The organism is Burkholderia sp. CpTa8-5 (assembly GCF_017815045.1).
GTDB classification, from domain to species: Bacteria; Pseudomonadota; Gammaproteobacteria; order Burkholderiales; family Burkholderiaceae; genus Burkholderia; species Burkholderia sola.
On the sequence record NZ_JAGIQD010000002.1, the window covers coordinates 135024 to 147420 of the forward strand.

The 12397-nt window shown below is 63.1% G+C and carries 14 protein-coding genes; 8 read left to right on the top strand and 6 right to left on the bottom strand.

Going from position 1 to position 12397, the window contains the following annotated elements; translation table 11 throughout:
- Window positions 1–33 precede the first annotated feature (33 nt).
- The 3 genes from J8I35_RS04010 to J8I35_RS04020 all read left to right on the top strand — a co-directional run bounded on the left by J8I35_RS04010 (window position 34) and on the right by J8I35_RS04020 (window position 3117).
- Entirely contained in the window at window positions 34–225 is a 192-nt protein-coding gene (locus tag J8I35_RS04010) for a CsbD family protein (RefSeq protein WP_209924560.1), read from the top strand.
- A 414-nt stretch (window positions 226–639) separates the two neighbouring features.
- Window positions 640–1791, top strand: coding sequence for a branched-chain amino acid ABC transporter substrate-binding protein (locus J8I35_RS04015; protein ID WP_209924561.1), 1152 nt, complete (start codon window positions 640–642; stop codon window positions 1789–1791).
- A gap of 153 nt (window positions 1792–1944) precedes the next feature.
- Window positions 1945–3117 (top strand): FAD-binding oxidoreductase, encoded by a 1173-nt coding sequence (locus J8I35_RS04020; RefSeq protein WP_209924562.1) that lies wholly within the window; start codon window positions 1945–1947, stop codon window positions 3115–3117.
- A 100-nt stretch (window positions 3118–3217) separates the two neighbouring features.
- On the opposite strand, the gene J8I35_RS04025 is transcribed toward J8I35_RS04020, so the two are convergent.
- Window positions 3218–4399, bottom strand: a complete 1182-nt coding sequence (locus tag J8I35_RS04025; RefSeq protein ID WP_209924563.1) for a serine hydrolase domain-containing protein — start codon at window positions 4397–4399, stop codon at window positions 3218–3220.
- A gap of 277 nt (window positions 4400–4676) precedes the next feature.
- Between J8I35_RS04025 and J8I35_RS04030 the strand changes: the two genes are divergently transcribed.
- The 4 genes from J8I35_RS04030 to J8I35_RS04045 all read left to right on the top strand — a co-directional run bounded on the left by J8I35_RS04030 (window position 4677) and on the right by J8I35_RS04045 (window position 7611).
- Window positions 4677–5804, top strand: coding sequence for an aminotransferase class V-fold PLP-dependent enzyme (locus tag J8I35_RS04030; RefSeq protein ID WP_209924564.1), 1128 nt, complete (start codon window positions 4677–4679; stop codon window positions 5802–5804).
- A 96-nt stretch (window positions 5805–5900) separates the two neighbouring features.
- Window positions 5901–6470 carry a YdeI/OmpD-associated family protein gene (locus J8I35_RS04035; RefSeq protein WP_209924565.1) on the top strand — a complete coding sequence of 190 codons (570 nt, stop codon included), beginning with the start codon at window positions 5901–5903 and terminating at the stop codon, window positions 6468–6470.
- A 94-nt stretch (window positions 6471–6564) separates the two neighbouring features.
- Window positions 6565–6999, top strand: a complete 435-nt coding sequence (locus J8I35_RS04040) for a lysozyme inhibitor LprI family protein (RefSeq protein ID WP_245170093.1) — start codon at window positions 6565–6567, stop codon at window positions 6997–6999.
- A 150-nt stretch (window positions 7000–7149) separates the two neighbouring features.
- The gene (locus tag J8I35_RS04045; RefSeq protein ID WP_348522249.1) at window positions 7150–7611 is read left to right on the top strand and encodes a GNAT family N-acetyltransferase; all 462 of its coding nucleotides are present in this window, start codon (window positions 7150–7152) and stop codon (window positions 7609–7611) included.
- 119 nt (window positions 7612–7730) lie between these two features.
- Here the strand turns inward: J8I35_RS04045 and J8I35_RS04050 are convergent, their stop codons facing one another.
- Window positions 7731–8306, bottom strand: coding sequence for a TetR/AcrR family transcriptional regulator (locus tag J8I35_RS04050; RefSeq protein ID WP_209924567.1), 576 nt, complete (start codon window positions 8304–8306; stop codon window positions 7731–7733).
- 146 nt (window positions 8307–8452) lie between these two features.
- Between J8I35_RS04050 and J8I35_RS04055 the strand changes: the two genes are divergently transcribed.
- Window positions 8453–9145 carry a glutathione S-transferase gene (locus tag J8I35_RS04055; RefSeq protein WP_209924568.1) on the top strand — a complete coding sequence of 231 codons (693 nt, stop codon included), beginning with the start codon at window positions 8453–8455 and terminating at the stop codon, window positions 9143–9145.
- A 56-nt stretch (window positions 9146–9201) separates the two neighbouring features.
- On the opposite strand, the gene J8I35_RS04060 is transcribed toward J8I35_RS04055, so the two are convergent.
- From J8I35_RS04060 to J8I35_RS04075, 4 genes are all read right to left on the bottom strand, one after another.
- Window positions 9202–9660, bottom strand: a complete 459-nt coding sequence (locus J8I35_RS04060) for a GNAT family N-acetyltransferase (RefSeq protein WP_209924569.1) — start codon at window positions 9658–9660, stop codon at window positions 9202–9204.
- A 912-nt stretch (window positions 9661–10572) separates the two neighbouring features.
- A complete protein-coding gene (locus J8I35_RS04065; RefSeq protein ID WP_209924784.1) occupies window positions 10573–11052 on the bottom strand; it encodes a DUF1348 family protein in 480 nt (159 codons plus the stop codon).
- Window positions 11053–11197: 145 nt separating this feature from the next.
- Window positions 11198–11668, bottom strand: a complete 471-nt coding sequence (cynS, locus tag J8I35_RS04070; protein ID WP_124657387.1) for a cyanase — start codon at window positions 11666–11668, stop codon at window positions 11198–11200.
- Between the two features lie 61 nt (window positions 11669–11729).
- The gene (locus J8I35_RS04075; protein ID WP_209924570.1) at window positions 11730–12389 is read right to left on the bottom strand and encodes a carbonic anhydrase; all 660 of its coding nucleotides are present in this window, start codon (window positions 12387–12389) and stop codon (window positions 11730–11732) included.
- Window positions 12390–12397 lie beyond the last annotated feature (8 nt).

Sequence of the window (12397 nt, forward strand, 5' to 3'; positions counted from 1 at the left end):
GCCGGCTTTCCTCAACCATCGCAGGAGAAGACCATGGACAGGAATCGCATCGAAGGCAAGCTCAAACAGGTCAAGGGTTCGGTCAAGGAAGCACTGGGCAAGGTGACGGGCGACCGCGAGACCGAGGCGGAAGGCATCGCCGAACAGCAGGCCGGCAAGCTTCAGGAGAAGGCCGGCGAGGCGGCCGATGCGGTGCGCCACCACACGGGCACCGACCGGCACTGACCGATGATGCGGCGCCGGCTGTCGGCGTCGCGAAGGCCGGACGGCGTCGCCACGATGATGCGTTGCCGGCATGACCGCGCCGGCCTTTACCCGGCGACGCGACCGCCATTTCCCCTCGGAACACCTCCGTCCACGGCCCGCCGTCGTACGGGCCGCGGATCGGCCATGAATCCGGAACTTGATGACAAATCCTCACAACGTAGTTCCGATATTTCGTTTGCTGCACGGGTATTGGCTACCCACAATCCATTCACCTCTTTCGCGATGAAAGGTTCTTCGGAGACGGAATCGCGGTGATCGGCGCACCGGTCGCGCGCATTGCGCGTCGGCAGCGCAAGACATCATCGGCGCGCAGGAGGTTGCCGACGCGCGCCGATCGCGCGTTGCATCCCGACTCTCACAAGAAGGACTGCCATGACGTTCCGCATTCGTTCGCTTTCCGGCGTCGCACTGACCGCCGTGCTTCTCGCGTTTCAGACGGGCGCGGCCCATGCGCAGGAGACGATCGTCAAGGTCGGCGTGGCCGGCCCGCTGACGGGCGGCGGCGCCGCGTACGGCAAGGACATCGAGAACGGCGTGCGCATGGCGGTGGACGAAGCGAATGCCGCGCACACGACCGTCGGCGGCAAGCCGGTGAAGTTCGTGATCGCGTCGCAGGACGACCAGAGCGATCCGCGCACCGGCGTGCAGGCCGCGCAGCAGCTCGCCGACGCGCAGGTGGCCGTCGTGATCGGCCACTTCAATTCGGGCACGACGCTGCCCGCGTCGAAGATCTACGCGAAGGCCGGCATTCCGATGATCACGCCGTCGGCGACCAATCCCGACATCACGCGCGCCGGGCTCGATACCGTGTACCGCGTGATCGCGACCGACACGCAGAACGCCGGGAATGCCGGGACGTATGCCGCGAGCGTGACGAAGGCGAAACGCATCGCGATCATCGACGATCGCACCGCGTTCGGCCAGGGCGAAGCCGACGAATTCGAGAAGGCCGCGAAGGCGAACGGCGGCACGATCGTCGCACGCGAATTCACGAACGACAAGGCCGTCGACTTCAGCGCGCAGCTCACGAAGATCAAGAGCGCCAACGCCGATCTCGTGTTCTTCGGCGGCCTCGACGCACAGGCCGCGATGCTCGTGAAGCGCATGCGCCAGCTCGGCATCCGCGCGCAGTTCCTCGCGGGCGGCGGCGTGATGAATGCGAACTTCATCAAGCTCGCCGGCAATGCGGCCGAAGGCGCATCGGTGTGGGAGTACGGGCAGCCGCTGTCGCGTCTCGCGAAAGGCAAGCTGTTCGAGACGAAATTCAAGCAGAAGTACGGCGTCGACATGCTCGCGTATGCGCCGTTCGCGTACGACGCGACGTGGATCGCGATCAACGCGATGCAGAAGGCGAACTCGACGAAGCCGGCCGATTTCAATGGCGCGCTCAAGGGCACGCGCTACGACGGCATCACCGGCACGATCGCGTTCACGAGCACGGGCGACCTGAAGAACCCGAGCTCGACGCTGTACGAAGTGAAGAACGCCGCGTGGCAGCCCGTCACGACCAAATCGGCGGACTGAAGGCAACCCGCGCGGGCGGGCTTTCGCGGCGATGCAGGACGTGCTGAAATAGCCGCAGCGATCGTCCACGAAGCCTGCCCGCGCGACGCCGCGTGCGACGCGGCATGAATCACCCACAGGCCCTGAGCCTTTTACGTGCAACCGGAGTCAGTCGTGAGTTCTCAAGTCGTCATCGTCGGCGGTGGTGTGATCGGCAGCTCGATCGCTTATTTCCTGCGCGCCACCGATCCCACGGTCGCCGTGACCGTCATCGAACGCGACCCCACCTATGCCAAATCGTCGTCGGCATTGTCTGCCGCGTCGATTCGCCAGCAGTTCTCGACGCCGCTGTCGATCGAGATGTCGCTGTTCGGCATCGACTTCCTGCGCACGATCGGCGAGCGGCTCGAAGTGGACGGCAATCGGCCGTCGATCGATCTGCACGAAGGCGGCTACCTGTTTCTCGCGACGCCGGCCGGCGACGCGACGCTGCGCGAGAACCATGCGCTGCAGACGCGCCTCGGCGCCGATATCCGGCTGATGGATCGCGATGCGCTGCGTGCGAAGTTTCCGTGGCTGAACGTCGACGATCTCGTGTCGGGCGCGTATGGCGTGAGCGGTGAAGGCTGGTTCGACGGCTACGGGCTCGTGCAGGCGCTGCGCAAGAAGGCGCAGGCGCTCGGCGCGCGCTACGTGCCGGCCGACGTGAAGGACGTGGTGCGCGACGGCCGCAGGATCACGCATGTCGTGACGGGCGACGGCGAGCGCTACGCGTGCGACACGCTCGTCAACGCGGCCGGTGCCTGGACGCGCACGCTGTCGTCGATGATGGGCATCGATATTCCGGTGTATGCGCGACGGCGCAGCATCTTCAACGTATCGTCGCCGGCGAAGTTCGCCGATTGCCCGCTGCTGATCGATCCGACCGGCGTGTATTTCCGGCCCGAAGGGCGTACGTATATCTGCGGGACGTCGCCGAGCCCCGATCGCGACCCGGACGACCTGCCGCTCGACGAGGTCGACCACGCGCTGTTCGACGACGTGATCTGGCCGACGCTCGCGCACCGCGTGCCGGAATTCGAGGCGCTGCGCGTCGAGAATTGCTGGTCCGGTTACTACGAGTACAACGTGTTCGATCACAACGCGATCATCGGCTACCACCCCGAGCTCGACAACGTCGTGTTCGCGAACGGCTACAGCGGCCACGGGCTACAGCAAGGGCCGGCGACCGGGCGGGGCGTCAGTGAACTCATTCTGGGCGGGCGTTACGACACGCTCGACCTGTCGTCGCTCGGTTGGGCGCGTGTGCTCGAAAACCGGCCGATCGTCGAAAAGAACGTCGTGTAGTGTAGTGCGGCGTAACCGCCCGGTATGGGGTGGGCGGGATTCTCCTTGTGTCTCAAACCCGTTGGCCCGACGCTGTCGGGCCTTTTTTCGTGTGCACGCGTTAGCCGACGCCGTAGACGGCATCGCGCAGATCGAGCGTGTACTGCCCGTTCATCCCTTCGTAGAGCGTGTTCGTCAGCGACACGACGGTGAGTCCGCGCGCGCGATCGACGAACCACGAATGACCGTAAACGCCGCCCCAGCGCCACGTGCCGACGGATTCCGGCGACGCGGCCGCCTGCGGGTCGCGCAGCACCGAGAAGCCGATCCCGAAGCCCGCGCCCGGCAGGTCCGGCAATTCGAAATCGCCGGTCTGCACGCGTCCCATCTCGTCGATCAGTTCGGCCGGCAGGATCGCGCCGCCGCCCGCGCGCAGCGTGTCCAGCACCGTCAGCACGTCGCCGGCGGTGCCGACCATTCCGGCGCCGCCCGACGGGAACGCCTGTGCATTCAGCGCGCGCGACGGCGAGTACGTGACGCCGACGAAGCCCTCCTCGATGGGCACCGTCTCGTTTTCCGCGAGCCGGTGCGGCTGCGGCGTGTCGTTGACGTACGGCGTGGCGAGCCGCGCGGGATCGCGTGCGACGAAGCCGGTGTCGCGTGCGCCGAGCGGGCGCAGCACGAGCGCATCGATCGCGTCGGCGAGCGGCACGCCGCACACAGCCTCGATCAGCGCGCCGATGACGTCGATCGACAGCGAATAGTTCCAATTGGTGCCAGGCGCGAACAGCAGCGGCACGCTCGCGATCCGGCGCAGGTTTTCGGCGAGCGTGATCGATGCGCCGTCGAGCCCGTCGGACACGCCCGCACGCGCATAGGGACCGTTCGCGTCGGTTTCGTTGAAGCGATAGTCAAGGCCGGCGGTATGCACGAGCAACTGGCGCACCGTGATCGTCGGCACGCGGCCGTCGGGCAGCACCGGACGGAATTCCGGCAGCCAGCGCGTGATGTCTTCATCGAGCGACAGCTTGCGTTGCGCGACGAGCGCCATCGCGGCCGCCGAGACGATCGGCTTCGTGACCGACGCGAGCCGGAACTGCGTGTCCTCGCGCATCGGCGTACGCGATTCGCGGTCCGCGAGCCCGGCCGCGCGGCGATAGACGAGTTCGCCGTCGCGAGCGACGAGGACGACCGCGCCGACGAGGCGCTGCGTATCGAGCTGGCGGGACAGGACCGCGTCGATGCGCTCGGCGAGCGCGGGATCGGTTGACGACTGCAGTGACGATGCGGGAGAGGAGGTCATCGTGAATTCCGTCGTGAGGGGGCTGGTCGACATGTTAGGCGGCTGTTGCCGTGCGCGTCGTTAACCCTTACACGGAACAGGGCGATGTGCGCGGCACGGACCGGCGTCGGCGCATACCGAGCCCGGGAGCGGGCAAAAATATGCGCCAATCGGCCGGCGGCGTTCGCTAGAATCGGCTTTCGTCGAGGAAATGACGTATTTGCATGGTGCAGAGCAGTATCGAATCGAAGACGCTGCTTGTCCTGATTCCATCGTTCATCTTTCACCGGAGGCGAGCATGCCAGGTTTACTTCCCGATGTTGACCGCGAGGGGCTCCTCGAATATTCGGTGGTGTACACCGATCGCTCGGTCAACCATATGTCGCAGCGCTTCCAGGGCGTCATGCGCGACATCTCCGCCACGCTGAAGAAAGTCTACAACGCGAAGTCGGTCGCGATCGTGCCGGGCAGCGGGACGTTCGGCATGGAAGCCGTGGCGCGACAGTTCGCGACGAACAAGAAGTGCCTCGTGATCCGCAACGGCTGGTTCAGCTTCCGCTGGTCGCAGATTTTCGACATGGGCAGCATTCCGTCAGAGACCACGGTGCTGAAGGCGCGCCCGGTCGAAGCGGGCAGGCAGGCCGCCTATGCGCCGGCGCCGATCGACGAAGTGGTCGCCGCGATCCACGCCAACAAACCCGATCTCGTGTTCGCGCCGCACGTCGAAACCGCGTCCGGGATCATGTTGCCCGATGCGTACCTGCGCGCGGTGGCCGATGCCGTGCATGCGGTCGGCGGGATGTTCGTGCTGGATTGCATCGCGTCGGGCACCGTGTGGGTCGACATGCAGGCGAGCGGCGTCGATATCCTGATCAGTGCGCCGCAAAAGGGCTGGAGTGCGTCGCCGTGTTGCGCGATGGTGATGTTCAGCCCGCTCGCGCGCGAGCGCATCGATTCGACGACCAGCACCAGCTTCGCGTGCGATCTGCGCAAGTGGCTGCAGATCATGGAAGCGTACGAGGGCGGCGGGTTCGCGTATCACGCGACGATGCCCACCGACAGCCTCGCGACGCTGCGCGACGTGATGAAGGAAACCGATGCATACGGCTTCGACAAGGTGAAGGCGGAACAACTCGAACTTGGCGAGCGCATTCGCGCGCTGCTGACGGAGAAGGGGGTCAGGAGCGTGGCCGCGAAAGGGTTCGAGGCGCCGGGTGTCGTCGTGAGCTACACCGACGATGACGGTATTCGCACCGGGAAGAAGTTTGCCGATGTCGGTTTGCAGATCGCGGCGGGTGTGCCGTTGCAATGCGACGAGCCGGAGGATTTCAAGACGTTCCGGCTCGGGTTGTTCGGGCTCGACAAGCTGCATGATGTCGACGGCGCGGCGAAGCGGTTTGCCGATGCGTTGAACCGGATTGTTTGAGGCGGTTTTGCGGAATCGGGGGCTCCGGTGGCTGCCGCTCGTTCGTTGAGCGGCGGCTTTCGAGTCGTTGAAAACGCAACCATTCAGGATCGTGACATGACCGAAGGCGCTCTGACGTTTGCCAGTCAAGCCGAATGGGAAAGCTGGTTGGGGCAGAACGGCGGCACGTCGACCGGAGCATGGCTGCGGCTCGCGAAAAAAGGTACTGGGCAGCAAACCGTCACCTACCAAGAGGCGTTGGAGAGTGCCCTTTGTCATGGCTGGATCGATGGCCAAAAGAAGGCCGAGAGCGAGCAATACTGGTTACAGCGCTTCACCCCGCGCTCGGCGAAAAGCATCTGGTCCAAACTCAACAAGGACAAGGCCGAAGCGTTGATCGCCGCAGGCAGGATGCGCCCAGCCGGCATGGGCGAAATCGAGAAGGCGAGGAAGGACGGCCGCTGGGCGGCTGCCTATGCGTCGGCCGGCAACTCGATCGTGCCGGACGACTTGCAGGCGGCGTTGGATGCCAATCCGAAAGCTTGGAAGTTTTTCGCAACGCTGAACGGCCGTAATCGCTATGCGATCCTGTTTCGGATACAGAATGCCAAGAAGCCGGAAACACGAGCACGGAAAATCGCCGAATTCATCGACATGCTGAAGCGGGGCGAGACTTTTCATCCGTAGAGCGTGGGTTTCCGACGGAGATTTTGTCGAACGCGATCGGCGCGTGAATTGTTCCGATCGCCATATGAATGGGAAAACGGGAATGGGAGCAAGAATGCATATCCGCGCATCGGCGTTCAGCCTTCCTCGCGCGGCGCTGGGCGCCGCCATGGCGCTGACATTGTCGTGGTTCACCGCTGCGCAAGCGCAGAGCTGCGCACCGGATAGCGTAGCTCCCGAGTGCTTGCTGCAGCGTAGTCAAGATGAATTTCAGCAAGCAGACGACGAATTGAACCGCACTTACCAAAAGGTATTGAAGTCGCTGTCTCGGCCGCGTGACGAGTACGTCGACTACCCTGCACTCAAGGTGAAATTTGTCGCCTCTCAGCGGCAATGGATCCGTTTTCTCGATGACGAATGTTCCGCTTGGTATCTGATAAACGAGGCAGGCGCGGATCGTAATCTTGATCTACTGACTTGCGAAATCGACAGAACACGCGATCGTACGCGTCAATTGAACGCGTGGCTCAAGCAAGTGAGCCACGGTTAGCGCAGCGCTGGATAAAGACAGCATGAGTGCCGTGCGCGCGGCTAGCGTCAGGTTGGTTACGTGGTGCGCCGGGATGGTAGCTCGGATATAACGGGGAAACGAACGATGGTGTCGAAAAGCGTCCGCAGAGCGACGGCAGACGATGTCCCGGTGCTGACACAGATCCGGAACGATGCACATGCCAAGAAGGTCGCGCACGGCGACTACGTGTGGGGCAAGGAAGGCGACGGCTTTTCCGAACGGTGGGTGCGAAACCACGTCGCCGGGAAGGCCGTGTACGTCGTCGAACAGGATGGCGCGCTGGTCGGAACGTTTTCGCTCGACTTCGACGACGACAGGCACTGGGGGGCCCAAGCGCCGATTGCAGGCTACGTGCACGGCCTCTGTGTGCGGCAAGGTTTCAACGGGCTCGGGCTCGGCAGCTTCGTGCTGGACTGGTGCGCTCATGAGGTGAGCCGCTTGAACCGGCGTTTGCTTCGGCTCGACTGCGGCGCTGAAAACACGAAGCTCTGCGCTTACTACGAGTCCCTGGGCTTTGTCCGCGTTGGATTGAAAACGGACGGTATTGTCTGGTCTCTTTACGAAAAGCCTGTCAATTCGGCCTGCTGTTGATCGCGGCGGTCCGGCAGCAAACATCGGCGACGAATTCCACGTCAGTCGGGGTCACACGATCGGACATCATGCGTTCGCGAACGTTCGACATCATCTGAAGCCGCGTGACCGTTACCCTGCTACGCCGGCAAAAGGCCTGCTTTACGATAATTGTCGATCAGCGCGTCATAGAGGGAGAGATCGGCGCGACTCCGCGCGATGAGCTGAGCGCCGGCGATGGCGGCGAAGATTGCCCGCGCCCGCTGTTTGCTCTCCCGGGCGCTGACCACCGCCGCCGCGGACAGCACCTTGCTGAGCCACGCCACGTTCACGTCGGCGAAGGCCAGCACTTCTTTCATCACGACTTCCGGCAGATCGTCGGTTTCGGCGGCCATGAAGCTGCACAGGCACAGGCGGTTGCCGGTCTCGAGCGCCTTGCGGAAGGTATCCGGATAGCGACGCAGGCAGTCCAGCGGATCGCGCGATCCGGCCAGCATGTCGTCCAGCGCCGCCGCTGCATCCCCCCAATAACGCCTCGCTACCGCAGCGCCGAGATCGGCCTTGCTGTCGAAGTGGTGGTAGATGCTCGCGGCCTTGATGCCCACCTCGTTGGCGAGATCCCGGTAATTCAAGCCGCCGTAGCCGTGCGTCTGCGCGAGCCTCGTGGCGGCTGCCAGAATTCTTTCTCTCGAGTTCGAGCTCGCGTCGTTCGTCACTGCTTCAGTCTCCGCGCGCGGGAAATGGGTGTTGACACTCCGGATTGTACCTTATATGGTTAACCTAACAAACGTTAGGTAGTTTCGTCGGCGACATGTTTCCGCGTCGTCCGATCCAGTGCAACCGACTACGGAGCGCCCCTGCAATGACTTCCAGCAATGTCGATTTCGACACAGCCCAACTGCCCATGATGAAGATCCACGATTTCCCGACAGGGCCCTATCCGACACGCGTGCGCATCGCGCTGGCCGAAAAGGGGCTGCAATCGCGCGTCCAGTTCGTGATGGTCGATCTTTACAAGGGCGAGCATAAAAAGCCCGAGTTCATCGCCGGCAAGAATTATTCGGGTACGTTGCCGGTGCTTGAACTCGATGATGGCACCTGCATTGCCGAGTGCACGGCCATTACGGAGTACCTCGACACGCTCGATGGCGTACCCGTGCTCACCGGCAGCACGCCACGCGAAAAGGGCATCATCCACATGATGAGCAAGCGCGCCGAGTTGGAACTGCTCGACGCGATCAGCGTCTATTTCCATCACGGCACGCCGGGGCTGGGGCCCGACGTGGAGACGTATCAAAATCCGGAGTGGGGATTCCGTCAACGCGACAAGGCGTTGAGGGGCATGCGCTACTTCGATGCCATGCTGCAACGGCAACCGTATGTTGCGGGCGAAACGTTCTCGATGGCCGACATCACCGTCATCGGTGGTTTGATCTTTGCGATGCTCGTGAAGCTGCCGGTGCCTGAGGAATGCGAAGCGCTTCGAGCCTGGTACGCGAGAATGCTGGCGCGTGAGAGCGTCAGGAACCAGCCGGTGTTTGCGATGCTGGCCTGAGCTGCCCGTGCATCGGTCGATAACGGGCGGATGAGGCGAGCGAACGGATGACCGCGCTACCGCGTCAAGCGGTACAAAACATCGGGACAACCCTCCTCGTTTCTGCTTCCGTCGCTGTACACAATGGCAACGAACCCGTGCTGCTCGTAAAACGCAGCAGCATCGTGGTTCATTTGGAACGTATGGAGCTGGAGTGTGCCGTCCGTTTGCGACTTCACCGATTCCAGCAGGGCAGTGCCGATCCCTTGCCGTTTGAATTCAGGGCACACGTACAGTTGCTCGAGCCAGGTCACGCCGTCGGTGACAGCGTGTGCGGCCATGCCGATGATGTGGCCATCGTTCACGGCAACGGTAACGTTGCCCGACGGAACAAGCATGTTGGCAACCCAATCGCGGACGGCCGCTTCGGCGTGCGCGAGTGGCGCATAGGATGCCAGCGTGTCGCGCGACCGAAGATAGACGTCGGCCACCGCCGCGGCATCGGCCATCGTCGCGCGACGCAAGATCAGGGGCATGGTTCGGCCACTCCGAAGTCAGCCAGGAATGCTCGACGATAGCAGCATGGCATCGAACTTCCAAGGTCGTGTGGAATGCTGCTGAAGGGGGCGGCTGAAATCGGCAAGTCCGCGCGATATATCGAGTTTGCAGCACGGACGATTGACGCAGCGTCCGGCCAGAAGTGGCGGGTGGGTGTTTTTCCGTGGACGACCGCTTCAGGCTGGTTGCAATCGGTCGGGCTGGCACGCCCATTACGCCCATTACGCCCATTCGGTCGCTGGAAGGGCGAACAGACGTTGATCGACCGGCCAACGGGGCATTGCTCAGCGCGTTCTTGGCGGTCACACCCAAAATCACGGTGACGTCACGACACTGAACCTTGCAGATGAAGCCCGCGGTGCCTCATCGGTAGCGCACCGAAGCGTGCATAACATGTGCGTCGTGACGTCGACCGGCGTGCTGTTCATGGCCACGCGGAAGGCTTTACCACAACACCATGCACATGATGCCGTTGGCCATCGACCATGATGGACAATTGTTCACCGGCGCCCGTCACTGTCGTGCAGTCGCGCGTAAGATGCGGGCAACCCATCGCCCGGCGTTTCGCCGCCGAGCGAAGGAACGGTCGAAGGCGCGCGCGCGAGCCCGATAGAGAGCGGGAGGTCGATGGCAGGCAGAATAAACAGACACGATCAGCGCTCGAACATCATTGGGAAGATCTACGAACCACGACAATTTCACTCAGCGCGAGCGTGCTCACGGGCCGGTTCAGCGAATCCGCAGGAGGAGCGACGAACGTCACGAATAATTCAACGACGTTCAAGTTGCCGCATCCTGACGGCCCGCCGGCGCACGCCCAACAATCCGTCGTTCTTCGCTACCGAATCGTCGGGCGCTGATCGCTCACCGCGGCTGTAACGATTCGGGCTTCAAAGCCCCAACTCGCTCAGTCCCGGATGATCGTCCGGCCGACGGCCCAGGGGCCAGTGATACTTGCGCGCGGATTCCTTGATCGGCATATCGTTGATGCACGCATAGCGGCGTTGCATCAGGCCATCCTCGCCGAACTCCCAGTTCTCGTTGCCGTAGGAACGGAACCAGTTGCCCGAGTCGTCGTGCCATTCGTAGGCGTAGCGCACGGCAATGCGATTGCCGCCGAACGCCCACAGTTCCTTGATCAGACGATACTCGTGCTCCTTCTTCCACTTGCGCTCGAGGAACGCCTGCGCTTCCGCTCGGTTGTTCGCGAACTCCGCGCGATTGCGCCATTTCGTGTCGAGCGAATAGGCGAGCGCGACCTTGGCGGCATCGCGCGAATTCCAGCCGTCTTCTGCGAGACGGACTTTCTCGATGGCCGTCTCCAGCGTGAACGGCGGAAGCGGCGGACGAACTGCTGCGGGTGAAGTCATTTCGGAACTCCTTGTGGGGGACAGCGCGTTGTTGGTGCTCGACGTGGAGCGCGGCCCCGTCATCGTGCAACCCGAGAGGGCAAGGCCGCCCGAAGCGAGCGCGGCACCGGTGCTCAGTAAGAATTTTCGTCTTTGCATCATGGGTTCAGAACGGCTTGGTCGGCAGATACTTGCCGTTGAGCGTGATGACGGCACGCTCGCCGCCTTCCGGGTCCGGAACCTTCTGGATATCGAGTTTGAAGTTGATCGCGCTGATGATGCCGTCGCCGAATTTCTCGTGAACCAGCGCCTTCAACGTCGAGCCGTACACCTGCACCATTTCATAGAAGCGGTAGACGGTCGGATCGGTCGGCACGCCCCCCGGAATGCTGCCCCGCACGGGAATGGTTTGCAGCAGGCGAACAGCGTCGTCGTCGAGCCCGAGGCGTTCGGCGACGAGCTTCGCCGCATTCTCCGGCAGCGCATGCTGACCGAGCAGCGCGGCTGTCGTGTATGCGAGGCTCAGGCCCGTGCCTTCGTTGATGGCTTCGAACGTGAGGTTCTTGCGCACCTTCGCGTCGACGATCGTTTCCGTCAAAGCTTCGCGTGCGTTCGGTGTGACTTGCGATTGGGTCATGATGTTGCTCCTTGAGTAAATCAACCTGGTGAGATCGGCAGTCGGTGTGACGAGCCGGGAATCAGAGCGCAGCCGCGCACTCGGCGGGCGTCGCGGTGACATCGGGATGCGCGGCGAGCGGCACGAACTGGCGAGTCGCGGCGTCGAGCGCTTCGATCGAGCCGGATTCGATGTCGTAGACCCATCCGTGCAAATTGAGGCGGCCTTGCGCGAGTCCCAGTGCAACGGAGGGATGGGTCTTGAGGTTGTCGAGCTGTGCGATGACGTTCTCGCGCACCATCGAATCGACGCGCTCGCGCTCGCTCGCATGTTCACGCGCCTCGTTGACGAGCTTCGCCGAGTCGGCGTAGCGCAGCCAGTTCGCGACGGCGGGCATGTGGTCGAGGCACTTGCACGTCGCGACGGCCGTCATCGCGCCGCAGTCCGAGTGGCCGCATATCACCACATCCGTCACGCCGAGCGCGGCCACTGCGTATTCGACGGTAGCCGACACACCGCCCGGCTCGGGACCGAACGAAGGCACGATGTTGCCGGCGTTGCGGATTACGAACAGATCCCCCGGTTCGCGCTGCGTGACCAGTTCGGGAACCATGCGGCTATCGGAACAGGAAATGAACAGAGTGCGCGGCGTCTGGCTGGTGGCCAGCTTGCGGAACAACTCCCTGCGAGCGGGCATGATGTCCCGTTGAAATTTCAGAAAACCGTCGATGATCTCTTGCATGGTCAGCT

Bases quoted from the DNA above. Each gene is read 5' to 3' on its own strand.
- cynS (WP_124657387.1), bottom strand. From the start codon at position 11,668: ATGACCCAATCGCAAGTCACACCGAACGCACGCGAAGCTTTGACGGAA.
- J8I35_RS04060 (WP_209924569.1), bottom strand. From the start codon at position 9,660: ATGCCCCTGATCTTGCGTCGCGCGACGATGGCCGATGCCGCGGCGGTG.
- J8I35_RS04040 (WP_245170093.1), top strand. From the start codon at position 6,565: ATGCATATCCGCGCATCGGCGTTCAGCCTTCCTCGCGCGGCGCTGGGC.
- J8I35_RS04055 (WP_209924568.1), top strand. From the start codon at position 8,453: ATGACTTCCAGCAATGTCGATTTCGACACAGCCCAACTGCCCATGATG.
- J8I35_RS04075 (WP_209924570.1), bottom strand. From the start codon at position 12,389: ATGCAAGAGATCATCGACGGTTTTCTGAAATTTCAACGGGACATCATG.
- J8I35_RS04030 (WP_209924564.1), top strand. From the start codon at position 4,677: ATGCCAGGTTTACTTCCCGATGTTGACCGCGAGGGGCTCCTCGAATAT.
- J8I35_RS04025 (WP_209924563.1), bottom strand. From the start codon at position 4,399: ATGACCTCCTCTCCCGCATCGTCACTGCAGTCGTCAACCGATCCCGCG.
- J8I35_RS04010 (WP_209924560.1), top strand. From the start codon at position 34: ATGGACAGGAATCGCATCGAAGGCAAGCTCAAACAGGTCAAGGGTTCG.
- J8I35_RS04065 (WP_209924784.1), bottom strand. From the start codon at position 11,052: ATGACTTCACCCGCAGCAGTTCGTCCGCCGCTTCCGCCGTTCACGCTG.
- J8I35_RS04035 (WP_209924565.1), top strand. From the start codon at position 5,901: ATGACCGAAGGCGCTCTGACGTTTGCCAGTCAAGCCGAATGGGAAAGC.
- J8I35_RS04015 (WP_209924561.1), top strand. From the start codon at position 640: ATGACGTTCCGCATTCGTTCGCTTTCCGGCGTCGCACTGACCGCCGTG.